This window comes from Collinsella sp. i06-0019-1H4, assembly GCF_042849575.1.
In the GTDB taxonomy this organism is placed as follows: Bacteria; Actinomycetota; Coriobacteriia; order Coriobacteriales; family Coriobacteriaceae; genus Collinsella.
In genome coordinates, this window is the sequence record NZ_BAABYB010000001.1 from 1,848,040 (window position 1) to 1,873,526 (window position 25,487).

Here is a 25,487-nt window from a genome sequence, read left to right on the forward strand (position 1 = left end):
GCATCAACCATTTCATCGGATGCGGAGCGTCCCAATTTGAACGAGCGACGTCTTGCGACGGGTGAACACTGCAACCCCAATGGCCCGCTAACCCTTTCATAATCTGGTGGTTAAGTCTTCACTAGAAGCCATCCACACTTTGTAGTTAATTGATTCCTTCTTCGCAGGCGAAAACGACAATGATGTCCGCCCCCTACCTTCCCTCCGCCTTCAGCTTTAGCAGCAGGTCGCCCAGCTCGGGGCACCTGCTGGAAAGGCGCGTCTGGGCTCGCTCGCCCATCCCCCACCGCTGGCGGATCTCCTGGGCGTGCGGGCTCACACGGTAGTCCCCGTCCATCATCTGCTTGAGCAGCTTGGCGGTTACGCGCGCATCGGCAAGGGCGCTGTGGGCGTGGCCCGTCGACTCGTCAAAATCGATGCCAAACCACGCTGCCGCGTCACTCAAAGAGACGCGCCCGTGGCTGCCCACGTCCATGATCGAGGTGTAAAACGCCTGCAGGTCGGCCCAGTCCGCAGGAAATGCGGAAAGATCGATGTGCTTTGCCTGGCACTCGGTCAAAAGCTGTCGACGGTCCGCCCCGCTCCAACAGACCACCTGGGCGGAGTAGCGACCGATCCAATCGCTGAGCCTTTTGATCACCATGTAGAGCGGATCGGCCATCGCAGTGTCCACGGCCGATATCCCCGTAAGCTCGCGAACGGGGAACGCAACGCCTTCGGCATATTCCGTCTGCACAAACTGCGAGAACTCGCCCATCACGTTGCCGCGGTTATCGAGCTTAACCGCGCCGACCTCGATAATCTCGTTGCGCAACCCGCGGCGCTGGCGCTGCCTTGACACCGGCGCAAACTCGAAGTCGAGCACAATCTGACGCGCAAAGTTCGTCGTATCGATAGCCGAGATACACGGCGTCTTTTTGTCTGGCACGGTGAGGGCCTTTCTCCGTCAACTGCCGCCTGTTTCACAGGCAGCTACATTGCCGTAAGGATAAGTGTCCGTGCGGACATGAAATCGCACAGTGCAGCTTTCCGACATCCTTGCGTAAGGCTGCGCTTTGAAATGGTCACGTCGTTGTTATTATCGAACATATATTCGTATTTATGGCTGCAGTTTGATAGACTGGTTATTGTTGACGGCAGTTCCATGTGCCGGGCAGCGCCCTCCATGCGACGGGAGGTGATGCCCATGACCGATCTGACTGATTTCGTGAAGCTCCTGACCGCTTTGGTCTCGCTCCTCACGGCGCTTATCGGACTTACCGAGGCACTCAAGCAGCGTACGAAGCATAAAAAGAGGGGTCGACGCCGCTAAGGCGATGACCCCTTAATCCAAGCAACGGCGCTGCCCAGCTCTTCACTACTTGGGCTGCCGTCGACCTTATTTTACCCACGGGCGCCGGGTTTACCAAATGGATTTTCGGTAAAGGAAGCACGGCACGCCCGCAAAACCGCTACGCCCCAAGTGCCGCCATGGGAATCACCGCCACGCCGTCGTCGCGTGTGTAGGCAATGCTCCCCTTTCCAACCACGACCGCCAAAAACGCCGGCGCGGCATTCTGGGCGGCAGGATTGGAGAGCACTTTCCTCTCCAGCGCCTTGAGATTTCTCGCTCCATCGTCTGCTTTCGCATCACTCAGCTTGACCTCGATAGCTCCCCAGCGCCCGTCGTGCTCAACGATCAGATCGACCTCAAGGCCCTTCTCATCTCGGAAATAATGGACACTGTTGTCGACACCGCCGTAGGTGGAAAGGAACACGCGCACGTCGCGCAGAACGAGGTCCTCAAAGAGCATCCCCAGCGTTTGCATATCGCCAAGCAGCCGCTCAGGGGTAGCCCCCAGCAACGCCGCCGCAAATGACGGGTCGCAGAAGTAGCGCTTGGGGCGCACGCGAACGCGAGCCTTCGAGCGCATGGGCGGCTCCCATCCGCACAGGTCCTCGGTCAGCTTGAGCCTGTTGAAGAGATCCAGGTGCGCAGCGATGGTCCTCTCGTCGGGGCCCGCCTCACCGTACGAGGCGTCCTTTATGAGCGTCTTGTACGTGACAGCCTGGCTCTCGTTCATGGCAAGAGCTCGCAAAAGGCCGTGTGCAAGCTCGGGCGATCATGCGATATACGAAATTACGCCATTCTCAATGCGGATTTTACGCTACTTCCAATGTAGTTTTTACGCCGTTGCGGATGTAGTTTTTACGCTATGTTCATTGAAGGTTTTACGCTTGGCATCCTTAGCGCGACGCTCGCTCAACCCCTGACCACCGGATTGCCCGAATTCCGGGATGCTGCCTCCGCTCCAAACAAAAGGCCCAGCTCGCGATGAGCTGCCTCCCATTTCTTGAACATTAGAAATGGGAGACTTTCCACCCCATGCCTCTATCGGAAACGGCATCCCGTCCTGAGCATCGAATCCGGGACGTAGTTTCCGCATGCGGCTTCGTTAGGAAAGCATGTTCCACTCTGAGCGCTCATTCCGGGGTGCAATTTCCGCCAGAGACACCGCCGGGAAAGCACATCCCGGTTTGGAGCCGAAATCTGGGATGTAGTTTCCGCTTGAAGGGCGATCCGGAAAGCACATCCCATTCCGAGTGACAATTCCGGGTCACAGTTTCCGCAGATACAAGGCGACAGGCCGCTGCCCTTATCACATGCCTTCAAATATGCGATCCAGAAACACAAAACAGCAGATAGAATGCTCTTTTTCAAAAAAGTACACGTCCCTAAACTTACCAAGGTTTCATATCTAGCTACCGTTCACGGTCGCCGATTACCGCCCACCGATTCGAATGTAAAAATGTCGCCGAAAACAGGCCATCTACCTGCATGGTTAGATTTTGGTCAGCTTTTGGTCAGCTGAGCGGCAAGTTCCAGCTGATACGTTTTTGCTACCCAAAAGGAGGCGGTAGCTCATGACCCATTGCAATGACCAACTCATCGACCAACTGCTCACTCAAGCCGAACAAGAGGGGCGTTGTCTGATTCCCCCAAGCGCGGCGATCCGAAAAGCGCTCCTTCGGCGCATCGGCAGCGCGATCGTCTCGCCCATGCCGGGACTGTTCGCACGCAAAATGCGCTGGGATGAACTCAACCGAGCGCAACGTCATTGCGAGATTATCCGCACCCTTGCGATCATCCACCCCGATTGGACGTTCTGCTCGTTTTCGGCCGCCTGTCTGCTTGGGCTCGAGGTCTCGTGGCGACACCTGAACGTCGTGCATGTTTGCAGCTCGACAAAGCCGTCGGCTCGTCCGGGCGCACATATTCAGCGGCACCAGATTGAGCCGGCCGGAGCAATACGCAGAGCCGGCATATCGGTAACGCCGCCCATCCAAACGGTCACAGATTGCCTGCTGCAAACTGGTTTTGCCGACGGCATGCCCATTGCCGATTCGGCGATCTTAAAGCTCGGCCTTGCACGGGAACAGCTGATGGAGGCCGTTGAGCAACGAGCGACTGCCCGCAATGGTCGCGCGATTCGCACCGCCCTCACAACGCTTCGATATGCCGACGCCCGCGCCGAGAGCGGCGGGGAATCGGTCGCCCGAGCCGTCATGATCGAGACGGGCTTTGCGCCCGACTGGCTTCAATACGAGTTGACGGACCCCTTCGATTCGGCCAAGCCCATACGAACGGACTTTGCCTGGGAGCGCCAGGCGCGGGAGCTCACGCTGGGCGAGCTCGACGGGCTCATCAAATATACCGACCAGACCATGCTGGCCGGACGCACCACCGCCGAGGCGCTCGTTGCCGAACGACAGCGAGAGGCGCACCTATCGCTCTACGGTCACCCTCTGCTGCGCTTTACCATGAACGAGGTCCGCTCGGCAGGAATGCTCGCCAAAAAGCTGCAGACGGCAGGCATCCGGCAGACCGCGCTGCCGACATGGCTCAACGACGTGGAGCTGTAGGAGCTGCTAGGCCGCGCATCGCCGGATCGCATCCCCCCTATCTGGGCCGCGTTTTCCCAACGGCCACGCCAACGGAAAGCGCGTCCCAGCTTGGACGCTCAAAACGGGATGCGCTTTCCAGATGGCATGCCTAGCGGAAACCGTATCCCGGAATCCGGCCTCAGAACGGGTTGTGCTTTCCGGTTGAGTCCTTCAGCGGAAACCGCATCCCATTCTGGGGCACGATTCCGGGACGCAGTTTCCGTATGCGGAGGCGCTCCAAACAAAAGGCCCCGGCTCACGATGGAGCTGGGGCCAAAGGCGCAGCTTATACAGTTGATGGCAAGCGCAGACGGCAGTCAGCAATGGCCGTCCGCGCTCTACTCTACCCGCGGTGACGAGCGCGGCTGTACGGCGTATCCACCATGGGCAGATCCGGACGCAGCTTGCCGTCGAATGCGCGGTAGGCGTTCTGCACGGCGGGCGCCGTGGGGATCGTTGCGATCTCTCCAATGCCCTTGCCGCCGTATGCCACGGGCAGCAGCTCGTCCTTCTCCACGTAGATGGCGTGGATATCCGGAATCTCGGGCGCACGGAACAGCCCGAGCGTGCCGTACCTTGCCTGGGGTACGCAGTCCTTGAGCGGCCAGTCCTCGGTCAGCGCATAGCCCATACCCATGAGCACGCCGCCTTCGATCTGACCCTGGATGGAGATGGGGTTGACCACCTTGCCGGAATCGTGTGCGGCATAGACCTCGCTCACGCGGCCGTCATCATCCAGAATGACCACATGTGTGGCAAAACCGTAGCAGATGTGGCTCTTGGGGTTGGGAACATCGGCGCCCAGCTTGTCGGTCGGCTCCAGATACACGTAGCCAAACTCGCATCCCTCGAGCGCCTTGATGGTGGCCGCAGGGTCCTGAGGATGCATACCCTGGCCGGCGACGAGTTCCTGTGTGCGCAGCTGGTAGGCGCGACCGTCGTCGTACTCGATCTTGACGCCGTCGCCATGCGCGCTCACCGGAGCGGCGGGCGCAGGCTTGCCGGCCTCGATGCCAACCATGGCGTCGCGCAGCAGGAAGGCGGCACCGCGCACGGCCTCGCCGGTCACGACCGTCTGACGCGAACCAGACGTGGTGCCGGAATCGGGAGCGTTCTCGGTGGAGCACTCGCCGTTGGCAATGCAGCGAAGCGGCAGACCGCAGGCCTCGGCAACGTCCTGCAAAAAGACCGTGTTGCAGCCCTGGCCGATGTCGGACGTGGCGGCATAGACCACGGCGCGGCCATCCTCGACGCGAATCTTGCAGCGGCCGGCATCGGGCAGACCCACGCCCACGCCGGCGTTCTTCATGGCGCAGGCAATGCCAGCGTGTCCGGGATGTGCATAGTAGGCATCCTTGACCTCGAGCAGCGTCTCCTTAAGCGCCGTGGAGCAGTCGGCAATCTGGCCGTTGGGCAGAACCTCGCCCGGCTCGATGGCGTTGCGGTAGCGAATCTCCCACGGATCCAAACCGACCTTCTCGGCCAGCAGGTCGATCAGGCTCTCGAGCGCAAACTCGGACTGGCAAACGCCAAAGCCACGGTACGCGCCGGCAGGCGGGTTGTTAGTGTAGTAGCCGAAGCCGCGGATGTCGGTGTTCTGGTACTTGTAGGGACCGACGGCATGCGTGCAGGCACGCTCGAGCACCGGGCCGCACAGCGAAGCGTAGGCGCCGGTATCAAAGTTGATCTCGCAATCCAGGCCGGTAAAGTTGCCTTCGGCATCGCAGCCCAGTGTAAAGGTGCCGTCCATGGCATGACGCTTGGGATGGAACGCGAGCGACTCGGCACGCGTGAGCTTGCACTTCACAGGACGCTGGAGCTTATAGGCAGCAAGCGCGGCCAGGTGCTGGATCGAAACGTCCTCCTTACCGCCAAAGCCGCCGCCCACGAGCATGGTCTCGACGACCACGCGCTCGGGCTCGTTGTCCCAGCCAAACATGTGGGCACACTCTTTACGCGTGTCGTAGGCACCCTGGTCGGTCGACTGCACCTTGACGCCGTTCTTGTACGGGAAGGCAACGGCGCACTCGGGCTCCAAGAAGGCATGCTCGGTAAAGGGCGTGGTAAAGCGCTGCGTCACGGTGAACGCGCTCTCCGCCAGCGCCTTGGCGGCGTCGCCGCGCGTCACGTGACGGCTCTGGCACACGTTGTCCTTGAGCTCCACCGTGTTGCCAAAGGCAAAGAAACTGTCGTGCAGGCGCGGGGCGTCGGCAGCCCTGGCCTCGACAATGTTGCGCACGGGCTCCAGCGGCTCGTAATCAATCTTTACGAGCTTCTTGGCCTTCTCAAGCGTCGCCTCGTCCTCGGCAACCACCAGCACGATGGCATCGCCCACGCAGCGGGTGATATCGCCCGCCGCGATCATGACGTCCCAATCCTGGATAAGGTGGCCGACCTGGTTGACCGGCACGTCCTCAGCGCGCAGGATGCCCACCACACCGGGCAGGGCCTCGGCCTTGGAGGTATCGATGGAGAGCACACGGGCGCGCGGATACTTGGAGCGCACGGCGCTGGCATAGGTCAGACCCGGCTGATCGAGCTCGTCGATGTCGTCGGGGTACTTGCCCTCGCCGAGTACCTTCTTGCGCACGTCGATACGGAAGGCACGCTTGCCCACACCGTAGTCGTCGCCGCGCTCCAAGTCCTCGTCGATCTGCTTTTCGCCGCGGAGCACCGCAGCTGCCAGCGAAATACCCTCGATGATCTTCTTGTAGCCGGTGCAGCGGCAGACGTTGCCACGGATGGCGTACTTGATCTGCTCCTCGGTGGGCTCGGGGTCCTCGGCGATGAGCGCTGCACCCGCCATGACCATACCGGGAATGCAAAAACCGCACTGCACGGCGCCCACGGCGCCAAAGGCGTACACAAAGGCCTCGCGCACGTCCTCGGGCAGGCCCTCGACGGTCACGATGTTGCGGCCGGCGGCAAGAGCGGTGGTCAGTACGCATGCCTTGACGGCCGCGCCGTCTACATGGATGGTGCAGGTACCGCAGGCGCCCTCGGAGCAGCCGTCCTTAGCGGAATGGATATGCAGGTCGTCGCGCAAGTAGCGGAGCAGCGGCTTGTTCTGAGTCGTCGTGCGCTCGACGCCGTTAACGGTAAAAGTGAATTCCTGTGCCATGGTGATTCCCTTCTACACGCCGGCGGCGATGCCGGTGCGGTCGTGGATGGCGCCATGCGGGCAGACGACGGCGCACATGCCGCACGACAGGCAGTCCGCGCCGTCGATATGGGCGCAGTTGTCCTCGATGCGGATAGCGCTGGCAGGGCACTTTTTGGCGCACATGCCGCAACCGATGCAGCTCGTGTCGCAGATCTTGCGCGCAATGGCGCCCTTGTCGGTGTTGTTGCAGCGCACCAGGATGTTCTGGTAGCCGGGAACGAAGGCAATCACGCGCTGTGGACACGCCATGCCGCACAGGCCACAGCCCGTGCACTTGGAGCGATCCACGCGGGCGATGCCATCGACCAGCGCAATGGCACCGTGGGGGCAGGCCGTGACGCAGGCGCCACAGCCAATGCAGCCTTCGCTGCAGCGGGCGTCGCCGCCTGCGGAGGCGCAACCGCTTCCGCAGGCAACGTAGGCCACGTTATGTTGAATGGATTTGGCCATAAGAGACTCGCCTATTTCTTAAGGAGATACGGATAGCTGTCGCGCACGGCCTTGATGGTCAGGCGGACGGCCTCGGGCAGACCGGTGTTGGCGGCATCGACCGAGACGGTGCGGACCGTGCCGGCGACGCGGACTTTAAAGTGGTCCTCGTCCACAGCCAGGAAGCCCTCGTTCTCGGAGTTCTCCATGTCCTGCTCGCTCCAGAACAGGGTGAGCTTGTCCTTGTAGGGACGACCCTCCTGGTAGGGGCAGAATACGGCGCAGTTGCCGCACTCGTTGCACATGCCATCGACGTGGACGACCTGATGTTTGGCCAGGCCCGGCACCTTAATTGCCACGTTGGCGCGGTTGGGACACACGTCGCAGCAGACCTCGCACACCGAGCCGCAGCCCAGGCAGCGGGTCTTGGTGCAGTTGCGCTTGTCGCGGCACAGCGATCCCTTGCGCTCGTAGCAGGTGTCCTCGCGGACGGCCTGCTCGTTGCAGTCGGCGTACTTGTTAAAGTCCACGCCGGCGATGGCACGGGCGACCTCGGCGGCGTCGGCAATAGCCTCGACCACGGTGGCAGGACCGCGGCGGCAGTCGCCCGCAGCCCAGACGCCCTCGACGCCGGTGGAGGTGGCGGCAAGGCGACCGCGACGGTCGTGTTCGACGCCCGCGGCATCGTACAGGCTGGCATCGATGCCCTCGCCCACGGCGCAGATCACCGTGGTGGCGGAAAGCTCGACGGTCTCGCCCGTGGCGACGGGGCTGCGACGGCCGCTTGCATCCGGCTCGCCAAGCTCCATAACATCGCAGGTCAGCACGGCACCGTTGAGCGCCTTGGGCGCCAGCAGCTCGCAGAACTCAACGCCGTCGGCAAGAGCAAGATCGAGCTCTTCCTCGTCGGCGGGCATCTGCTTCTTGGTACGGCGATACACCAGGCGCACGTTCTTCACGCCAGCCAGGCGCTTGGCCACGCGGGCCGCGTCCATGGCGGTATTGCCGGCGCCAATGACCACGACGTCCTTGCCCAGCTCGAGCTTCTCGCCCTTCTTGGCGGCCTCGAGGAACTCCAACACGTCGAGCTCGGCACCCTCGCCCAGGCCCGCAGAGCCGGGCATCCAGGCACCGGTGGCCACGACCACGTCGGTAAAGCCCTGGGCCTTGAGCTCGTCAATGGACTCCACGCGGGCGTTAAGCTGAACCTTGGCACCAAAGGCCAGGCAAAGCTCGGCGTCGTGCGAGATATCGTCGCTGGCGATACGGAACTCGGGGATCACGTGACGGACCACGCCGCCGAGCGAATCGCGGGCCTCAAAGATGGTGACGGGCACGCCGGCGCGCGTCAGGAAGAACGCCGTCGCCAGACCGGCCGGGCCGCCGCCGATAACGGCAACGTTGCGCTCGCCGTCGTTGGCGATGGCCTGGGCGCGCAGCTTGGGCAGCACGGCGGTCATGGCCTCGCGGGCGGCCTTGAGCTTGCTGGCGCGAATCTGGGCACCCTCGGGCTCGTAGAATGCACGCTCGCAGGCACGGCCACAGGGATGCGGGCAGATGGTGCCGGTAATGAACGGCAGGGCGTTGCGCTCGATGATGATGTTGAGCGCGTCCTCGTAGCGGCCCTCGTCAACAGCCGCCAGGTAGGCGGGAATATCCTGCTGGATGGGGCAGCTCGTGCGGCACGGCGTGGTAAAGCAATCGGAAAGTGGGCTCTTGCCGGCAACCTTGCGGTCGGGCAGCGGACGCAGCGGCTTCTTGTAGAGCGGGTTGGTGAGCGAGTCGGTCTGGATCGCAGTCACGGCCTCGAGAGAGACGCCCGCGAACGGCTTGCCATCCAGGTCGGTAAACTCGCCGGCCATCTGGCTAAAGCGCTCGTATCCACCGGGCTTGAGCACGTCGGTCGCCAGGGTAACGGGCCAAATACCGGCATCATACAGGGCGCGGATGTTGTAGACCGTGGCACCACCGGAGTAGCTGATGCGCAGCTTGCCGTCAAACTGCTCGGTAATGCGGCGGGCAGCCTCGATGGTCAGCGAGAACAACGAACGGCCGGACATATACATCTCGGTGGAAGGCGGCTCGTTCCTCGTCACGTCGACGGGGAAGGTGTTGGTGAGCTTGACGCCAAACTCCAGGCCGCGCTCGGCGCACAGGGCAATCAGGCGCTCGAACATGGGCACGGCGTCGACCCACTGCAGGTCCTCGCGGAAGTGTGTGTCATCGAAGACGATATAGTCAAAGCCCAGCTCGTTGAGGCGCTGACGTGCAAACTCATAGCCCAGCAGCGTGGGGTTGCACTTGATGTAGGTGTTGAGGCCCTTCTCGGTGATGAGGTAGGTCGCGATGCGCTCGATCTCCGCCGGCGGGCAGCCGTGCAGGGTAGACTCGGTAATGGAGTTGGAGACGCGTGCCGGGATGGACTCGACAAACGCGGCGTCGACATGCTCAAACTTGTCCAGGTTGGCGAGCGCCCATGCGCGGCACTCGTTCCAGACGTCGGAGCCACTGGCGTCCTTCATGCCCTCGATGTAGGCATCGACCTTGGGGCTCTTAATACCCTCCAGGTCATAGCCCACCGACATGTTGAAGACAAAGCCGTCCGGGCTGCCCAGACCGTACTCGCGAGCGATCAGGTGGCAGGCAAACCATGCCTTCACGTACTCGGCAAAGGCCTGCGGAACCTCGAGCTCGGTCGACCATTCGCAGTTGTAGCACTCGTCCTGAGCCACGATGCAGGGCTTGTTGACGCACTTGGAGAGCTCCTCGCCGTCCATAACCTGGACGGTCTTGAGCTCAAAGAAGCGAGAACCGGCCACATAAGAGGCCACGATGTTCTGGGCCAGCTGCGTATTGGGACCGGCAGCCGGGCCAAACGGAGTCTCGATGCGCTCGTCAAAAATGGGAAGCGCACCCTCCTGGTTGGTCGTGACCATCTTACGCACGCCAAAGATGGCGTCCTGGGTCTTGTGCTCCTCGATGATCCAGTTCATCAGCTGCGAAAACGGGATCGGCCTCATGATGTCGCTCATAGTGAGCTCCTCTCTGTAACGCCCGGCGAGACCGCGCGGCGGGCGCAAATACGGTGTAGCGCTAGCACAGCGCCGGCGACCCCGCGGAGGCCGCCTATGCGCGCGTCGGATGCGGCGAAACATCCGACGCGCGCGAATCTACTTGTGAATTAGTAGGTTCGATCGTTGAGCGTGCTCCAGAGCTTCTTGGACTCGGCCATGGTCCACGCGTTGATCTTGTCCTCATCAATGCCAACGAACTCGCGATCCTTGTACAGGACGCGGCCGTTGATGATGGTGGTGCGGCAGTTTTTGCCCATCATGCCAAAGAGCATGTGGCCGTCGATATTCTCCTCGCTCAGCGGCGTAAAGGGCTTGTAGTCCATGACGATGACATCGGCGGCAGCGCCGGCCTCGAGCACGCCGAGCTTGCGATCGAAGTACTTGCTCGCCATCTTGGCGTTGTTCTCGAACAGCATGGTCATGGCCTCGCACCAGCCCACGTTGGGCATGGCGGCGTTGTGTCGCTGAATGATCAGGAAGACCTTAAGGCTCTCGAGCATATCGTGGGTGTAGGCGTCGGTGCCCATGCACACGGGGATGCCGCGGCGGAAGAACTCGAGCACGGGGGCGCAGCCCACGGCGTTGCCCATATTGGATTCGGGGTTGTTGACGAGCCAGGTACCGGACTCCTTGACGATATCCATCTCGGCGGGCGTCACGTGGATGCAGTGGCCGAGCATGGTGTCGGGACCCAGCAGATTGTGCTGCAGCAGGCGCTCGACGGGGCTGATGCCACCGCGGTTGAGGCGGGAGTCCCACACGTCATTCATGCCCTCGCACACATGGATGTGGAAGCCGGTCAGGCCGTTGTTGGCCTCGGCCATCTTATCCATGGTCTCGTCCGACAGCGTAAAGGTGGCGTGACCGCCAAACATGGCGGCGATCATGTGGTTGTCGTTATCGCGACGCTCCTTGGCGGCCCACTGGGCAAACTCGGCGTTCTCGGCAATGGCCTGGTCGCATTTTTCCTGACCGCGGCGGTCGGAGACCTCGTAGCACAGGCACGAACGCATGCCCAGCTCCTGAGCTGCATCCTTAATGGTAAAGAGGCTTCCCGGGATCTCGCAGAAGCTCGCATGGTGATCGAAGATCGTGGTGACGCCATCGCGGATGGAGTCAAGAATCGTGGCATAGGCGCTGGCCTTGGTGCCGTCGAGCGTCAGGTTGTCATCGATCTTCCACCACTGCTGCTCAAGATTCTCCAGGAAGTTGGTGGGGTTGCAGCCCTTAATGGCAAGGCCGCGGGCCAGACCCGAGTAGATGTGGGTGTGGCAGTTGATGAGTCCGGGCATGATGAGGTTGCCCTGGGCGTCGACGTACTCGGCATCCGGGTACTTGGCCTTGAGCTCGCACTCGGGGCCCACTTCGACGATCGTATCTCCGTCAATGGCGACCGCACCGTTGGGAATAAACGGGGTCTGAGCGTTGCGGGTAAAAACGGAACCGTTAGCGACCAGAAGCATGGATGCTCCCTTCAACATCAGAGGCGGGGTTTGACACCTCTGACATGGCGGAGTGCGAAGCGCCGGCCTACACCGGAAACGGGCCCTCTCCCGTCAACGCTTCACCAAAGGGACAAACCCTTTGAAGTGCGGCTTGGCGCCGCATGGCGTCGGCGGACGAGGCGATGCGCCCGCCGACGAATAGCACCGAATTGGTTACTTCTTGCTCTCGGGCAAGACCAGATCCACGGCAGCGTCCTTGGCAGCATCGATGTGTTGAGCCACGACCGGCGTCTGCGGAAGGATCAGGTTAAGGACAATGGCCATGATGGCGGTGGGGGTTACGGCATTGGAACCGATGACGGTGGACACCCAGGCGGGCATACCCTCGCCGGCAAGGCAACCGCTGGCCATCCAGATACCCAGGCCAAAGACGACGGAGGTGCCGACGATGGTGGTAGTGCGCTGCGTGAGGCCCTCGCGGGTGAACATGCGCACGCCGTTCATGGTGATGGTGCCAAAGACGCCGACGGTCGCGCCGCCGATAACGGGCTGCGGGATAGCGGAAAGGACGGCAGAGAGCTGCGGGAACAGACCGGCGATGGCAAAGACGGCCGCGATGATCACAAAGACCCACTTGTTGACGACCTTGTTGGAGCAGATGATGCCCACGTTCTGGCCAAGGGCGCTGGTGGGAAGACCGCCCAGCAGGCCGCCGACCATAGAGGTGAGGCCCTGGGACACGATAGCGCCGGAGAGCTCGCGCTCGGTAGGCATACGGTCGATGGAGCCCAGGCAAGCGGCGGAGACGTCACCGATAACCTGGATGGCGACCATGGGGAACACGACGGCGAGGGTAATGCAGACTTCGGGATCAAACTCGAGCGCGTAGGGCATGAGCTTGGGAAGGGCGAAGACCTGAGCGGTGGCGACGCTTGAGAAGTCGATCATGCCAAAGGGGATGGAGACGATCATGCCAACGATCATGCCAAAGAACACGGATCCCAGCTTGAGCGTGCCCTTGCCAAAGTTGGCGAGCGCAAAGACCACGGCGAAGGTGATAAGAGCGACGCACCAGGCCTGCGGAGTGCCCCACAGCGGCGTACCCATACCGCCGGCCATATACTTGACGGCCGTGGGATACAGCGAAACGCCGATGGAGAAGATGACCGTACCGGTCACGACGGGCGGGAACAGCCACTTGATCTTGCTGTAGGCCAGACCAAAGAGGACCGCGACGGCGCCGCCGACGATCTCGCCGCCCAGCAGCGCACCAAAGCTAAAGCCCGAGGCACCCATGGCCTGCAGAGCCGGCAGGAACGCGAACGAAACGCCCATGACGATGGGCAGGCCGCCGCCGATGCGACGGAAGGGAGCGAAGGCCTGAAGGGCCGTATCGATCGCCGAAAGAATGAGCGCGACCTGGATGATGTCGGTGCTCTGCTGGCTATTAAAGCCGTAGACGCCGGCCATGATGACCGCCGGGGTAATGATGCCGGCAAACGATGCCAGTACGTGCTGAAGGGCACACGGGATCATTTCCTTAACGGGAGGCATGCCTTCGCGAGTGAACAGGGCTTCAGTGCCGTTCGTAACCGTCTCCTGGGTCATTTGACCACCAATCCTCGAAATAGTTGTTTTCGCATCTAACGCTCTATTGTGACGCAGTGCGGGGTTGAGGTTGTGCCTTCGTTGCATATCGTATTAAAGATGGTTCTCATTCTCAATAATAATTTTTTGTTATCAGACTATTCTTGAGCTGAGACAATGCATTTCCGCAGGTCAGGAAAGTGTCCGGTCAAAATAACATCTAACTTTTCTTTTGGTCAACCGTTTACCGCCAAAATCATACCGCTCGTCTGTATTACGCAATGTACCTGCGAATATGCGAGTCAATAGACACCGTGTTACCATGAGAAAAAATTGTTATGAACATTTCCGATTTCACCCAAAGGAGTTGCCCGTGAACGAGACCGTACGCCGCTTTTTGCCGATGGTCGATTTCCTGGAGCAGATACTCGGTAAGAACAGCGAAATCGTGCTGCACGATTTCTCGGATCCCGACCACGCCATCGTCGATATTCGCAACGGCATCGTGAGCGGCCGCAAGGTCGGCGGTCCTGCCACCGATCTGGCGCTCAAGATCATGCACGACCCCAAGTATCGCGACCTGCCGTTTATTACGGGCTACGAGGGGCGCGGTGCCGGCGGCAAGACGTTGGAGTCCGCGACGTTCTTTATCCGCGAGGATGACGAGATCGTCGGTATGCTCTGCGTCAACACCGACCTCTCGACCGTACGCTCCATCAACGCCATGGCGCAGCAGCTCATGGCGTGCTTCGACGCAGCGCCGACGCGCACGGAGCCCGCCCCTATCGAGGTCGAAAGCCTTTCGGAGTCCACCCAGGAGCTCATCGACCGCAGCATTGCCGAGTTGCTGAGCGCGCGCGGGCTGGATGTAGCGTCGCTTGGTCAGAACGACCGCGTGGACGTCATTCGCCACCTCAACGGCAACGGGGTGTTCATGCTCAAGGGCGCCGTGGCCTGCGCTGCCACCGCGTTGGGCATCTCGGAGCCCAGCGTGTACCGCTACCTGCAAAAAGTCCGCAAGGAGGGCTAAACGTGATCCCTTGGGGACGAAGGGAAACGGATCATTTTTGTCGCATCGCTTGACAAAAGACCCTGCAGTTCACACGCGCTGCAGGGTCTTTTTGCATGTCATGTTTAGTTGTGGCCAACGCCTTAGAGAGCGGCGACGACCTCGATCTCGACCAGACCGCCAGCCGGAAGAGCGGCAACCTGGAAAGCGCTGCGCGCGGGGAACGGGGCCTCGAACTTGGAGGCGTAGATCTCGTTCACGGCGGCAAAGTCGGCGATGTCGGCCAGGTAGACCGTGGTCTTGACGACATCGGCAAACGTGGCGCCGGCAGCGGTCAGCAGAGCCTCGACGTTGGCGAGGGACTGCTTGGCCTGGGCCTCGACACCCTCGGGCAGCTTGCCGGTCGCGGGATCGATGCCCAGCTGGCCGGACAGGAACACCATGTTGCCAGTCTGGATACCGGGGGAATACGGGCCGATGGCTGCGGGTGCATTATCGGAAGACACGACGGTCTTGCTCATGTTTTTCTCCTTACAAGTAAAAGGGAACGGGAGCGCGGCGTTCACACCGGGAGGCACAGTTCGGTCTGAACACCGCGCTTGATTGGGATAGTACTCAAGGTTTCCGCGCGATGCAAGATTATTATCACGCTGCGAGAATATTTTATCGCCCAACGGTTTCCCCGGACCGCTGTACGGTTCTCATGTGGAGCAGCCAGTCCAAGCTGCTGAAGACTTTATCCCGCTTAGAGCACGGGCATCGCCTGCCGCGACGGCACCACTATACTTTTGAGTATCTGAGCATTTTGAAAGGCAGGATATGACCGCAACCGCCAGTCGAACCACCAACCGCAGACCCGAGCTTTTGGCGCCCGCCGGAGGGCCCGAGCCCTTTGCTGCCGCACTCGCCGCCGGGGCAGACGCCATCTACTGCGGCATGGGCAGCTTCAACGCACGCCGCAAGGCCACCAACTTTACCGACGAGGCCTTTGAGCAGGCCTGCCGCGCCGCGCATCTAGCCGGCTCGCGCGTCTACGTCACGGTCAACATCGTCATCAAGCAGTCCGAGATGAGCGATGCGCTGCAGCTCATCCATCGCTGCTCCACGCTGGGCGCCGACGCCTTCATCATCCAGGACTGGGGCCTGTTCTTTGAGGTCAAGCGCACCATGCCCGGCATCGAGACGCATATCTCGACCCAGGCGAACATCCACGACGACCGCGGAACCCTTTGGTGCCGCGAGCAGGGCGCCGACCGCGTGACCCTCTCGCGCGAGCTTTCCATCGACGAGATTGCCGCCATTCACGATGCCGCGCCCGATGTGGACCTTGAGGTCTTTAGCCATGGCGCCATCTGCTTTTGCTACTCTGGCCTGTGTCTGCTTTCGAGCTTTGCCATGGCGGGCCGCTCGGCCAACCGCGGCATGTGCGCTCAACCCTGTCGCCTGCCTTACGAGCTGATCGACGAGAACGGCCGCTCGCTCTCCCCTGCCGGTCGCGAGCGCGCGCTGTGCCCGCGCGACACCAACACTTCGCAGCTTGTTCGCCGTCTGTATGACGCCGGCGCCGCATCGCTCAAGCTCGAGGGCCGCATGAAGGCTCCCGATTACGTGTATTCCATCGTCGACGTGTATCGTCATCAGATTGACGATATGCTGGCCGATGTTTCGACCTCTAAGGACGAGGAAGCCGCCCGTCAGCGCCAGCTCAAGCGCTGCTTTAACCGCGACTTTACGCACGCCTATCAGGACGGCACCTCGGGCGACGAGATGATGAGCTATGAGCGTTCCAACAACCGCGGACAGATCGTGGGCACGGTGCTGGGCAGCCGCCCGGCCAACCGCGATGTGCGCGGCCTCAAGCCCGACGACCGCCGTCGCCGCGCCGCCATCGCCCGCATTGAGCTGTTTGAGCCCGTGGGCAAGGGCGACCTGCTGGAGCTTCGCCACGATAACGAGTTTGACCAGTTCCTGACCACCATTGCCGCCGATGATGCCGCTGCCGGCGATGTTATCGAGTGTCGCGTGCCCCGTAGCATGCCCGAGGGCTGCCGCGTCCGCGTGATTCGCAGCCAGCGTGCCATCGACGCCGCCGGCGCCGCGCTCAAGCGCGATGTGCTGCGCCGCCGCGCTGTTGATGTGTCCGTCGTGGCGCGCCTGGGCAAGCCGTTTACTGTCACACTCACCTGCTGTGACGACCCCGCGCTCACCGCCACCGCCACGGGCTTCACCGTCGAGGCCGCCAAGACCCGTGCGGTCGAGGCGTCCGATCTGGTTGAGCACGTCGGGCGCATGGGCTCCTCTCCCTTTGAGGCCGCGAGCTTTGAGGTGGCGCTCGATGAGGGCTGCGGCATGGGCTTTTCCGCCGTGCACAAGGTGCGCGCCGCCGCTTGTAAGGCGCTGGAAGAGGCCATTCTGGCACCGTATGAGGAGCGCGCGAAAACGCTCGAGCTGCCGGCGATTGTCGCCAGTGATTCCCGCCTCACGCCCGAGCACTACCGCGATGAGCCGCAGATCTGCGCTACCGTCACCTCGCTCGAGGCCGCCGAGGCCGCTCGCGCGGAGGGTGCAACGCGCATCTACATGACCACCGACGCGCTCGATGCGGCCAAGCTCTCCCCCGCCGATACGTTTGAGCAGGGCATCGTACCCGTGCTCGATGAGGTTTGCCGCGCCGTTGACCACGTCCGCGTTGACCCATGGGTTGTTGCTGGCGCCACGGTCGCTATTGGCAACATCTCTGAGCTTGCCCCGGCCGCCCAGGTTGGCGCCACGGCCGAGATTCGCTCTTGCCTGCCGGTGCACAACACGCCCTGCATGGAGGCACTCGCCGAACGCGGAGCCGGCGCGTTTTGGCTCTCGCCCGAGATCACGCTCGACGAGATTGTCTCGCTCGGCGCCGCCGCGCCCGCGGCTCTGGGCATCACCGTCTTTGGCCGCCCGCGCGTCATGACAAGCGAGCATTGCATTCTGCAGGTTGCCAACGGCTGCATCCACGATTGCGCCAACTGCCGCCTGCGTGCCCGCAAGCTCTCGCTCAAGAATATCGACGGAAAGGTCATGCCCGTCCGCACCGACATCCACGGCCGCTCTCGCCTGTACGACGCCTACCCCATCGACCTCACACCGCAGGTTCCACAGCTGCTCGACGCCGGCGTGCGCCGTCTTATGGTCGACGGAACCTTGCTCGAGGCCGATGAGATTGGCCGTGCCGTCGCTCGCGTCCGTCGCGCCGTCGAGGCCGCGCAAGCCGGCCGCAAGCCGGCCGCCCGCCTGCGCGGCGCCACCTCGGGCTGCATGTTTGTGGGAATCAGCTAACCGAAAGGCTTACACGTGAACGAAGAACCTCAAGTCCTCTACTGCGACGCCTGGCTCATGGCCATCGACAAGCCCGCCGGCATGATCGTCCACGGTGACGGCACCGGCGAGCGCACACTTACCGACTACGCCAGCGACCTGCTGCTGGCGATGGGCGACGGCTTTGCCGCGACCGACATGCAGCCGCTCAATCGCCTGGACCGCAACACCACCGGCGTGGTGCTGTTCTCGCTCGACAAGCAGACGCAGCCCGCCTTTGACCAGATGGTCATCGACCACGCATTCGAAAAGCACTATCTGGCGCTCGCCGAGGGCAAAATCGACTGGAACGAGAAGCTCATCGACAAGCCTATCGCCCGCGACCGCCACGATAGCCGCAAGATGCGCGTTGGCGCCAGCGGCAAGCCATCTCAGACGCGCGTCAAGGTACTCAAGCGCCTTAAGAGCCGCCGCGGCCTGCCCACGCGCTCGTATATTGATGTCGAGCTGCTCACCGGCCGCAAGCATCAGATTCGCGTGCACCTGGCAAGCGAGCATCATCCCCTGGTTGGCGACGACCTGTACGGAACGCCGCGCCCCTGCGGCCTCATGCTCCATGCCCACAGCGTGTCCTTTACGCATCCCGTAACCGGCGAGCACATCCACATCGAAGCCCCTTGCCCCTGGGAGCCCTAAACCACCACAAAGGGGACAGGCACCTTCGTGGTGGTTTAACCGCGATGGCTCTGCCGCGGTCCCAAAACGTCTCGATCTGTAACAGTTAGAACCCATTTTCCGGTCTATCTGTTACAGATTGAGACAAAGGGACGGCGCGGTTCGTAAGTATCTCGATCTGTAACACTTAGCCCACTTTTAACGGTCCAGTTGTTACAGACTTAGACAAACCGGCAGACAACGAAAGCGGCGACGCCCGTGATGGACGTTGCCGCTTTTCTATCGAGAAAACTACTCGGTTTTCGTTACTAACCACCACAATGGGGACAGGCACCTTTTGAACTGCGTCCCGAATCTTGGCCTTCTTTATTAGAAGCGAACACTAGGACGCTTTCAATAGCCGTTTCCGAAACTCCACCGGGGTGAGGCCGCCGAGCGCCACCTGGCGACGCCTCGTGTTCCAATGCACGACATAGGCGTCGAGGTCCCTCTTGAAGGACTCGAAGTCGGCCCACTCGACGCCCCTGAAGAACTCGTCCTTGAGATGCCCGAACACCTGCTCCGTCGCCCCGTTGTCTAGGCAGTTGCCCTTTCTCGACATGCTCTGCCTGGCGCCGTGCCTCCTGAGCTCGCCGGTCCACCTAGGGTGCTGGTACTGCCATCCCATGTCGCTGTGGACGATCGGCGAGGCCCCGGCCGGCATCCTCGCGAACAGGCGCCTGAGCACCTCCTCCTGCTGGGCCATGTCCGGGCTCGTCGACACCGACCAGGAGACGATCTCCTTCGTGCAGAAGTCGTAGACCGGGGCGAAGTACGCCTTGCCCCAGGGCTGCCTGAATTCCGTGACGTCGGTCCCGAGCTTCTCCCACGGGGCGCCCGCGCGAAAGTCACGCGCTATCAGGTTGTCGAATCTCTCGCCGACCGGACCGCGGTAGGAGTTGTAGCGATGGTAGTCGGTCTCCCGGCGGATGCCGCAGCGGATGCCGAGCTCCCGCATCATCTTGAGGACCGTCTTGTCCGCTATCCTCGCGCCCAGCTCGGCCCTCAGGCACATCGCTATCTGGCGGTGGCCGCACCCGTTCGCCGTCCTCGAGAAGATCTCGCGCACGGCCTCCCGGAGCTCTGGCCGGGTCGCTCTCGGCGGGTGCGCTACGGCATAGTGGTAGCTCGACGGCGCGAGCCGCGCGGCCGCGAGCAGGTCGCATAGGCGGTGGTGCCCTGAAAGGGAGGCTACGACCTGGGCTTTCTCCCAGTTTGAGAGCTCTTCTCCGCTTTCAGGGCTATCGATTTTTTTAGATACGCCACCTGGGCCTCGAGTTTGCGCACGCGCTCCTCGAGCTCCCGCTCGCGCGTCCGCCCCCCGGGGCCCTCCGGCCTGCCGCGGCGTCCCGGCTCGAGCGCCTCCGGCCCGCCGTCGCGGTACAGCCTGCACCAGCGGTCGAGCGATGTGGCGGCGGCGATGCCGAAGCGGGCCATCGCCTCCGACCGCGGCATCCCCTCGTCCACGACGGCCCTCGCGACGGCGAGCTTGGTCTCCATGTCGTAGGTCCTGCGGCTCTCGCCCATCCCGATCAGCCCCTTCCTCCCGGTTGCCCGGTACGCGTAGAGCCATTTTCTCACCGCCGGGGCGGGAACGTCGAGCTTCTTGGCCGCGAGTTCGAAGCCGAGGCCGGCCTCGAACAGGTCGGCGGCGCGTGCCCTCATCTCGCGACCGTATCTTGCCTTCTTCCTGCGGGGCATTTCCGATGCCTCCCTTTTCTCGAACCTTAATTTCAAAGTCCAAGAAATGGGATGCAGTTCATTTATGGTGGTTTTGGCCTTAGCCCCCTGCTGTTAGACCGTGATAACGTTGTCCATTGCCCGGTACTTGGCGGGGACCTCGCCTGCGGTAATAATCGTTGCGTCGCGGAAGTCCGCGAACTTAACGGGCGCCACCATGCCAAATTTACTGGCGTCCGAGATTACGAAGCGTTTGGCCGTATGGCGCATCGAGATACGCTTTACTTGCGCTTCCTCGATATCGGGCGCCGTGAAGCCCTGCTCGGTGGCAATGCCGTTAGAACCCCAAAAGCCACAATTGAAGTTGTAGCGGTCTAGGGTTGCCAGGGCATCGGGGCCAACGAGCGCCTCGGTCTCGGGTTTGAGCTCGCCGCCCAGCACTACGGTGCGCATGCCGCGCAAAGCGAGGCGCTGAGCATGGAGCACGGAATCGGTCACATAGGTGACACCTTCAAGGTGTGGAAGATGCTCGATGAGCTTGAGCGTCGTCGAGCCCGAGTCGATGTATACAAAGCTCTCGGGCTCCACAAGCGCCGCCGCACGGGCGCAGATACGCTCCTTGTCGTCGTTATGGAGATCGCTGCGCTCGTTGAGCGTTAGGTCACGCGTCACGTGCGCGCGCTCAAGACTCGTCGCTCCGCCGTGGACCTTGGCGATGCGGTGTGCGCGATCGAGCGTCTGCAGGTCGCGCCGAATGGTGGACGCCGTCACGCCCAAGGCCTCAGCAAGCTCTGGCACAGTAACCGAGCCAGCCTGCTGCACCATCGACACAATCGCATTGAGCCTATCTTCCGCTAGCATCGTTTACCCCTCCTCGGGGTACACGACTCCCCAGTCGGCGCGAAGCTTGGTCATAAGTTCCATAACATCAGAAGCATAATCCAGCAGTTCGCGCTTGGAGTCGTCGCCGGCAACGGCCTTCTCGAGGTCGGCCATCTCGTAGCAAAGGGCGTAAGCTTCGGTGCCGGCGTGGACCTCCTCGCGGTGGCCGTCCGCAGTCCACACGATGGTCGCATGATCGGCACGCGGGTACTCGTTGACCTCGATATAGCACTTGTCAAAGCTGATGACCGAGCGCTTTGGCTGCTTGGAGTGAAGCGTAAGGCTCACAACACCCAGCTGTTGCTCGGCATTACGGCAGACGATGCCGCCCGCAACGTCGACACCGGTCTCACAGGTGTTACCCAGCGAAACGACCTCAGCGGGCTGGCTTGCCATAAAGAGGCGCATAACGGAAAGCGCATAGACGCCAATGTCGAGCATAGCGCCGCCGGCGAGGTTGCGGTTATAGAAACGGTTGGTCAGATCGCCGTACTCCTTATAGCTGCCAAAGTTGAGTTGGGCGAGGTTCATGCGGCCAAACTCGCCGGCATCCATGCGGCGGCGCAGCTCTTGATACAGGGGCATGTGGAGCACCGTAGTGGCGTCCATAAGGACCACGTTATGCTCGTCGGCAATGGCACGGGCCTCATCGAGCTCGGCGGAGTTGAGGGTAATGGCCTTCTCGCAGAGCACGTGCTTGCCTGCTGCCAGAGCGGCGCGCAGGTAGGTGACATGCGTGTTATGCGGCGTGGTGATATAGATCGCGTCGATGTTAGGGTCGGCATAGAGGTCCTCGGCCGTTTCATAGACCTTCTCGATGCCATACTGCTCGGCAAAAGCTTGAGCCTTTGACAGCGTGCGGTTGGCGACGCCCGCAAGCTTGCGGCCAGCAAGAGCGAGAGACTGGGCCATCTGGTTGGCGATAACGCCGCACCCGATCACAGCCCAACGAAGCTCGGGTGCCGTAAAGATATCATCGGGGAACGGCTTGTTCTGGACCGAAGCGAACGCTGCCTTTGCGGCTGCCGCGGAGTCGAGTGGAGCCTGCTTGGAATCTGCCATATGTGCCTCCTGCGTCGTGAAAAGTCTTTCATTTCTGACAGCTCTATATTCGCACAAATACGCGTGTATGTGCGTGCTTCTGCGTGTATTACCGCTAAATGGTCAAAATTCAGCAGCAGACGGTGCATATACAAGCATAGTCACGCAATCCTACGCACACAACTACGCACAAATGTGCATCACCTGATCCCTTAGGGACGGAGGAAAAGGGATCAACGGCACCCTTGCGGACGGTAATGATCCGTTTTCCTCCGTCCCCAAGGGATCAAAAAAGGCCCGGGTGCCGTGGCATCCGGGCCTTTGCTAGCAACTTGATGTTGCGGGCAGCTTAGAACTTGTGGCCGCACTTCTTGCAGACGCGCAGCTTGTTCTTGCCGTCCTTCTCGTGACCGACGCGGGTAACCTTACCGCACTCGGGGCAAACGAGATTGACGTTGGAGGCGTCGATGGGAGCCTCCTGCGAAACGATGCCGCCCTGCTGGTTGGCAGCGTTGGGCTTGACGGCCTTCTTGACGACCGAAACGCCCTCGACAACGACCTTGTTCTCGGCGGGGAGAGCACGCAGGACAACGCCCTGCTTGCCGCGATCCTTACCAGAGAGAACCTGGACCTTATCGCCCTTCTTGATATACATATATCTCCCCTAACTACAGGGTCTCGGGAGCGAGCGAGACGATCTTCATGTACTTCTTGTCACGAAGCTCGCGAGCGACGGGCCCGAAGATACGGGTGCCGACGGGCGAACCATCGTTGTTGATGACAACGCAGGCGTTCTCATCAAAGCGAATGTAGGAGCCATCCTTGCGGCGGATCTCCTTAACGGTGCGAACGACGACGCAACGGACAACGTCCTTCTTCTTGACGTTGGCGCCAGGGGTAGCCTCCTGGACAGCACCGATGAACACATCGCCGATGCCTGCATAACGACGCTTGGAACCGCCAAGCACCTTGATGCAGCGAATCTTGCGAGCGCCGGAGTTGTCGGCGACGTTCAGCATGGTTTGCATCTGAATCATGGTAGATGTTCCTCCGAACTAAGAACCGAAGAGAGGTGCGCAGCCTTTATGCGGCCCGTGGTATGCAAGCCAGGCATACGCACATCTTCGGAAACGTACAAGTCGTAAGAGCGACTGCTTATTTAGCGCGCTCGACGACCTCGATGAGGCGCCAACGCTTCATCTTGGACATAGGACGGGTCTCCATAACGCGGACGGTGTCGCCCACGCCAGCCGTGCACTCCTCGTCGTGAGCGTGCAGCTTCTTGGAGCTGGTCATCATCTTGCCGTACTTGGGGTGACGCTTGCGCTCGGTGATGGTGACAACAATGGTCTTGGCACCGGAGACGGAGGTAACGACACCCGTACGGACCTTACGCGAGTTACGCGAATCAGTCATGTTCTCTCCTTAGGTCCTACTCGGCGACAGCGGACTTCTCCGCTGCGATCTCGCGGGCGCGCTGCTCCGTGAGGACGCGAGCGATGTCCTTCTTCACGGTGTTGACGCGAGCGGTGTTGTCCAGCTGGCTGGTGGCCATCTGGAAACGAAGGTTAAAGAGCTCGGCGCGCATTTCCTTCAGCTTCTCAACGAGCTGAGCGTCCGAGAGCTCACGAATCTCTGCGGGCTTCATTAGTTCTCCTCCTTGGCGGCGGCGGCGTCCTCAGCAGCCCACTTGGCCTCGAGAGCGGCCTCCTCAGCCATCTCCTTCTCGATGCGCTGCTCAGCGTTCTTGGCAGCAACAATCTTGGTCTTGATGGGAAGCTTGTGCTGTGCAAGACGCAGAGCCTCGCGAGCGACCTCCTCGGGCACGCCCTTGACCTCGAACATGATACGGCCGGGCTTGACGACGGCCACCCACTCCTCGGGGTTACCCTTACCAGAACCCATGCGAGTCTCGGCAGGCTTCTTGGTGATGGGCTTATCGGGGAAGATCGTGATGTAGACACGACCGCCACGCTTCATGTAGCGGGTCATGGCAATACGAGCGGCCTCGATCTGACGGTTGGTGATCCAATGAGCCTCGAGAGCCTGGATACCAAACTCGCCGAAATGCAGCTCGGTATTACCCTTGGCCTGGCCCTTCATGGAGCCACGCTGCACCTTGCGGTGAAGAATACGCTTAGGGGCAAGCACTACTGACCCCTCCTCTCGGAGTTACGACGACGAGGACGGGAAGAGCCCTCGAGTGCAGGGTTGGGAACAGGCTGGCCCGGGAGCTTCTCGCCCAGGTAGATCCAGACCTTCACGCCGCAAGCGCCCATGGTGGTGCTGGCGACAGCCGTGCCGTAGTCGATCTTGGCGCGGAGGGTGTGCAGAGGCACGCGACCCTCACGGTACCACTCACGACGGCCCATCTCGGCACCGCCGAGACGACCGGAGCACTGGATACGGATGCCCTTGGCGCCGGCCTTGCGGGCGGACTGGACAGCCTTGCGCATAGCGCGACGGAAGGCAACGCGGCCCTCGAGCTGCTCAGCGATGGACTGAGCAACGAGGTTGGCGTCAAGCTCGGGGCGCTTGATCTCGACAACGTCGACGGAGAGCTGGCCCTTGGAGACGCCAGCAACCTTCTCGAGCTCGGTGCGGAGGGTATCGATCTCGGCACCCTTCTTACCGATGACAACGCCGGGGCGAGCGGTGAGGATGATGACCTTCACCTTGTCGCCAGCGCGCTCGATCTCGACGCGGGAGACAGCTGCGCGGGAAAGACGCTTCTCGAGGTACTTGCGGATCTCGAGATCGTTACCGAGGGTCTTAGCGTAATCCTTCTCTGCGAACCAGCGGGAGCGCCAGTTCTCGGTGATGCCAAGACGGAAGCCGGTGGGGTAGACTTTCTGACCCATACAGCTTTACGCCTCCTTTCGAGGAGCAACGACGACGGTGATGTGGGAAGTACGCTTCAGAATACGAGAAGCGGAACCCTTGGCGCGGGGACGGATGCGCTTAAGCGTCGGACCCTCGTCAACATAGGCAGCGGCGACAACCAGGTTGTCGGCACGCAGACCGTTGTTGTTCTCGGCGTTCGCAACGGCGGAACGGAGAACCTTCTCGACATCCACGGCGACAGCGCGGTCGCAGAAGTGGAGGATGTCGAAGGCCTGAGCGACAGGCTTGCGGCGGATCAGATCGACCACCAGGCGGGCCTTGCTGGGGGAAACACGCACGTACTTAGCGACGGCGCGAACCTCGGTGGCCTCAGTTTCAATAGACTTAGTTGCCATTTACGG

General features: G+C 61.6%; 22 protein-coding genes and 2 pseudogenes. 5 read left to right on the plus strand and 19 right to left on the minus strand.

Annotation, left to right across the window (positions count from 1 at the left end; translation table 11 throughout):
* Positions 1-193: 193 nt before the first annotated feature.
* Positions 194-928 (minus strand): 3'-5' exonuclease, encoded by a 735-nt coding sequence (locus ACGHEN_RS08145; RefSeq protein ID WP_118256655.1) that lies wholly within the window; start codon positions 926-928, stop codon positions 194-196.
* Positions 929-1,186: 258 nt separating this feature from the next.
* Between ACGHEN_RS08145 and ACGHEN_RS08150 the strand changes: the two genes are divergently transcribed.
* Entirely contained in the window at positions 1,187-1,312 is a 126-nt protein-coding gene (locus tag ACGHEN_RS08150) for a hypothetical protein (RefSeq protein ID WP_255413317.1), read from the plus strand.
* Positions 1,313-1,451: 139 nt separating this feature from the next.
* Here ACGHEN_RS08150 and ACGHEN_RS08155 read toward each other — a convergent pair.
* Positions 1,452-2,081 (minus strand): annotated as a pseudogene (locus ACGHEN_RS08155) (DUF4143 domain-containing protein); the annotation flags it as partial.
* An 823-nt stretch (positions 2,082-2,904) separates the two neighbouring features.
* Between ACGHEN_RS08155 and ACGHEN_RS08160 the strand changes: the two are divergent.
* Positions 2,905-3,903 (plus strand): hypothetical protein, encoded by a 999-nt coding sequence (locus tag ACGHEN_RS08160; RefSeq protein WP_118256657.1) that lies wholly within the window; start codon positions 2,905-2,907, stop codon positions 3,901-3,903.
* A gap of 364 nt (positions 3,904-4,267) precedes the next feature.
* On the opposite strand, the gene xdh is transcribed toward ACGHEN_RS08160, so the two are convergent.
* The 5 genes from xdh to ACGHEN_RS08185 all read right to left on the minus strand — a co-directional run bounded on the left by xdh (position 4,268) and on the right by ACGHEN_RS08185 (position 13,643).
* The gene (gene xdh / locus ACGHEN_RS08165; protein ID WP_390398683.1) at positions 4,268-7,045 is read right to left on the minus strand and encodes a selenium-dependent xanthine dehydrogenase; all 2,778 of its coding nucleotides are present in this window, start codon (positions 7,043-7,045) and stop codon (positions 4,268-4,270) included.
* A gap of 12 nt (positions 7,046-7,057) precedes the next feature.
* The gene (locus ACGHEN_RS08170; RefSeq protein ID WP_117758825.1) at positions 7,058-7,537 is read right to left on the minus strand and encodes a 4Fe-4S binding protein; all 480 of its coding nucleotides are present in this window, start codon (positions 7,535-7,537) and stop codon (positions 7,058-7,060) included.
* A gap of 11 nt (positions 7,538-7,548) precedes the next feature.
* A complete protein-coding gene (gene ygfK / locus ACGHEN_RS08175) occupies positions 7,549-10,548 on the minus strand; it encodes a putative selenate reductase subunit YgfK (RefSeq protein WP_390398685.1) in 3,000 nt (999 codons plus the stop codon).
* Between the two features lie 149 nt (positions 10,549-10,697).
* Complete coding sequence (gene ssnA / locus ACGHEN_RS08180; RefSeq protein WP_195569018.1) at positions 10,698-12,053, minus strand: putative aminohydrolase SsnA; 1,356 nt, start codon at positions 12,051-12,053, stop codon at positions 10,698-10,700.
* 195 nt (positions 12,054-12,248) lie between these two features.
* Positions 12,249-13,643, minus strand: a complete 1,395-nt coding sequence (locus tag ACGHEN_RS08185; protein WP_055285183.1) for a uracil-xanthine permease family protein — start codon at positions 13,641-13,643, stop codon at positions 12,249-12,251.
* Between the two features lie 352 nt (positions 13,644-13,995).
* Between ACGHEN_RS08185 and ACGHEN_RS08190 the strand changes: the two genes are divergently transcribed.
* Positions 13,996-14,652, plus strand: a complete 657-nt coding sequence (locus ACGHEN_RS08190; RefSeq protein WP_233540197.1) for a transcriptional regulator — start codon at positions 13,996-13,998, stop codon at positions 14,650-14,652.
* Between the two features lie 122 nt (positions 14,653-14,774).
* On the opposite strand, the gene ACGHEN_RS08195 is transcribed toward ACGHEN_RS08190, so the two are convergent.
* Positions 14,775-15,152: a RidA family protein gene (locus ACGHEN_RS08195; RefSeq protein WP_089572469.1), complete on the minus strand. Its 378-nt coding sequence runs from the start codon at positions 15,150-15,152 to the stop codon at positions 14,775-14,777.
* A gap of 298 nt (positions 15,153-15,450) precedes the next feature.
* On the opposite strand from ACGHEN_RS08195, the gene ACGHEN_RS08200 reads away from it, so the two are divergent.
* Together ACGHEN_RS08200 and ACGHEN_RS08205 are read left to right on the plus strand one after the other, a co-directional pair.
* Positions 15,451-17,946 (plus strand): DUF3656 domain-containing protein, encoded by a 2,496-nt coding sequence (locus ACGHEN_RS08200; protein WP_390398690.1) that lies wholly within the window; start codon positions 15,451-15,453, stop codon positions 17,944-17,946.
* A gap of 15 nt (positions 17,947-17,961) precedes the next feature.
* Entirely contained in the window at positions 17,962-18,621 is a 660-nt protein-coding gene (locus ACGHEN_RS08205) for an RluA family pseudouridine synthase (RefSeq protein ID WP_233508892.1), read from the plus strand.
* A gap of 361 nt (positions 18,622-18,982) precedes the next feature.
* On the opposite strand, the gene ACGHEN_RS08210 is transcribed toward ACGHEN_RS08205, so the two are convergent.
* The 11 genes and pseudogenes from ACGHEN_RS08210 to rplV all read right to left on the minus strand — a co-directional run bounded on the left by ACGHEN_RS08210 (position 18,983) and on the right by rplV (position 25,481).
* Complete coding sequence (locus ACGHEN_RS08210) at positions 18,983-19,888, minus strand: IS3 family transposase (RefSeq protein WP_082222915.1); 906 nt, start codon at positions 19,886-19,888, stop codon at positions 18,983-18,985.
* Complete coding sequence (locus ACGHEN_RS08215; RefSeq protein WP_390396430.1) at positions 19,831-20,340, minus strand: transposase; 510 nt, start codon at positions 20,338-20,340, stop codon at positions 19,831-19,833. Before ACGHEN_RS08215 ends, ACGHEN_RS08210 begins: the two co-directional genes overlap by 58 nt.
* 93 nt (positions 20,341-20,433) lie before the next feature.
* Positions 20,434-21,180: a DeoR/GlpR family DNA-binding transcription regulator gene (locus ACGHEN_RS08220; RefSeq protein WP_390398692.1), complete on the minus strand. Its 747-nt coding sequence runs from the start codon at positions 21,178-21,180 to the stop codon at positions 20,434-20,436.
* Between the two features lie 3 nt (positions 21,181-21,183).
* Positions 21,184-22,263, minus strand: a complete 1,080-nt coding sequence (locus ACGHEN_RS08225; protein ID WP_390398694.1) for a Gfo/Idh/MocA family protein — start codon at positions 22,261-22,263, stop codon at positions 21,184-21,186.
* A 328-nt stretch (positions 22,264-22,591) separates the two neighbouring features.
* Positions 22,592-22,897 (minus strand): 50S ribosomal protein L24, encoded by a 306-nt coding sequence (rplX, locus tag ACGHEN_RS08230; RefSeq protein ID WP_006235043.1) that lies wholly within the window; start codon positions 22,895-22,897, stop codon positions 22,592-22,594.
* A 13-nt stretch (positions 22,898-22,910) separates the two neighbouring features.
* The gene (rplN, locus tag ACGHEN_RS08235) at positions 22,911-23,279 is read right to left on the minus strand and encodes a 50S ribosomal protein L14 (RefSeq protein WP_006235041.1); all 369 of its coding nucleotides are present in this window, start codon (positions 23,277-23,279) and stop codon (positions 22,911-22,913) included.
* Positions 23,280-23,397: 118 nt separating this feature from the next.
* Positions 23,398-23,658 (minus strand): 30S ribosomal protein S17, encoded by a 261-nt coding sequence (gene rpsQ, locus ACGHEN_RS08240; RefSeq protein ID WP_006235040.1) that lies wholly within the window; start codon positions 23,656-23,658, stop codon positions 23,398-23,400.
* 16 nt (positions 23,659-23,674) lie between these two features.
* Positions 23,675-23,890 carry a 50S ribosomal protein L29 gene (rpmC, locus tag ACGHEN_RS08245; RefSeq protein ID WP_006235039.1) on the minus strand — a complete coding sequence of 72 codons (216 nt, stop codon included), beginning with the start codon at positions 23,888-23,890 and terminating at the stop codon, positions 23,675-23,677.
* 107 nt (positions 23,891-23,997) lie between these two features.
* Positions 23,998-24,393: pseudogene (gene rplP, locus ACGHEN_RS08250) on the minus strand (50S ribosomal protein L16); the annotation flags it as partial.
* Entirely contained in the window at positions 24,393-25,103 is a 711-nt protein-coding gene (rpsC, locus tag ACGHEN_RS08255) for a 30S ribosomal protein S3 (protein ID WP_006235037.1), read from the minus strand. The gene rpsC and the pseudogene rplP, both read right to left, overlap by 1 nt.
* A gap of 6 nt (positions 25,104-25,109) precedes the next feature.
* Complete coding sequence (rplV, locus tag ACGHEN_RS08260) at positions 25,110-25,481, minus strand: 50S ribosomal protein L22 (RefSeq protein WP_006235036.1); 372 nt, start codon at positions 25,479-25,481, stop codon at positions 25,110-25,112.
* Between the last annotated feature and the right edge of the window lie 6 nt (positions 25,482-25,487).

Excerpts from the sequence above, each read along its gene's own strand:
- ACGHEN_RS08185 (WP_055285183.1), bottom strand. The coding sequence starts at position 13,643 with ATGACCCAGGAGACGGTTACGAACGGCACTGAAGCCCTGTTCACTCGC.
- rpsQ (WP_006235040.1), bottom strand. The coding sequence starts at position 23,658 with ATGACTGATTCGCGTAACTCGCGTAAGGTCCGTACGGGTGTCGTTACC.
- rplN (WP_006235041.1), bottom strand. The coding sequence starts at position 23,279 with ATGATTCAGATGCAAACCATGCTGAACGTCGCCGACAACTCCGGCGCT.
- ACGHEN_RS08170 (WP_117758825.1), bottom strand. The coding sequence starts at position 7,537 with ATGGCCAAATCCATTCAACATAACGTGGCCTACGTTGCCTGCGGAAGC.
- rpsC (WP_006235037.1), bottom strand. The coding sequence starts at position 25,103 with ATGGGTCAGAAAGTCTACCCCACCGGCTTCCGTCTTGGCATCACCGAG.
- ACGHEN_RS08150 (WP_255413317.1), top strand. The coding sequence starts at position 1,187 with ATGACCGATCTGACTGATTTCGTGAAGCTCCTGACCGCTTTGGTCTCG.
- ACGHEN_RS08200 (WP_390398690.1), top strand. The coding sequence starts at position 15,451 with ATGACCGCAACCGCCAGTCGAACCACCAACCGCAGACCCGAGCTTTTG.
- xdh (WP_390398683.1), bottom strand. The coding sequence starts at position 7,045 with ATGGCACAGGAATTCACTTTTACCGTTAACGGCGTCGAGCGCACGACG.
- rplV (WP_006235036.1), bottom strand. The coding sequence starts at position 25,481 with ATGGCAACTAAGTCTATTGAAACTGAGGCCACCGAGGTTCGCGCCGTC.
- ygfK (WP_390398685.1), bottom strand. The coding sequence starts at position 10,548 with ATGAGCGACATCATGAGGCCGATCCCGTTTTCGCAGCTGATGAACTGG.
- ACGHEN_RS08225 (WP_390398694.1), bottom strand. The coding sequence starts at position 22,263 with ATGGCAGATTCCAAGCAGGCTCCACTCGACTCCGCGGCAGCCGCAAAG.
- rplX (WP_006235043.1), bottom strand. The coding sequence starts at position 22,897 with ATGTATATCAAGAAGGGCGATAAGGTCCAGGTTCTCTCTGGTAAGGAT.
- ACGHEN_RS08160 (WP_118256657.1), top strand. The coding sequence starts at position 2,905 with ATGACCCATTGCAATGACCAACTCATCGACCAACTGCTCACTCAAGCC.
- rpmC (WP_006235039.1), bottom strand. The coding sequence starts at position 23,890 with ATGAAGCCCGCAGAGATTCGTGAGCTCTCGGACGCTCAGCTCGTTGAG.
- ssnA (WP_195569018.1), bottom strand. The coding sequence starts at position 12,053 with ATGCTTCTGGTCGCTAACGGTTCCGTTTTTACCCGCAACGCTCAGACC.
- ACGHEN_RS08220 (WP_390398692.1), bottom strand. The coding sequence starts at position 21,180 with ATGCTAGCGGAAGATAGGCTCAATGCGATTGTGTCGATGGTGCAGCAG.
- ACGHEN_RS08215 (WP_390396430.1), bottom strand. The coding sequence starts at position 20,340 with ATGCCCCGCAGGAAGAAGGCAAGATACGGTCGCGAGATGAGGGCACGC.
- ACGHEN_RS08195 (WP_089572469.1), bottom strand. The coding sequence starts at position 15,152 with ATGAGCAAGACCGTCGTGTCTTCCGATAATGCACCCGCAGCCATCGGC.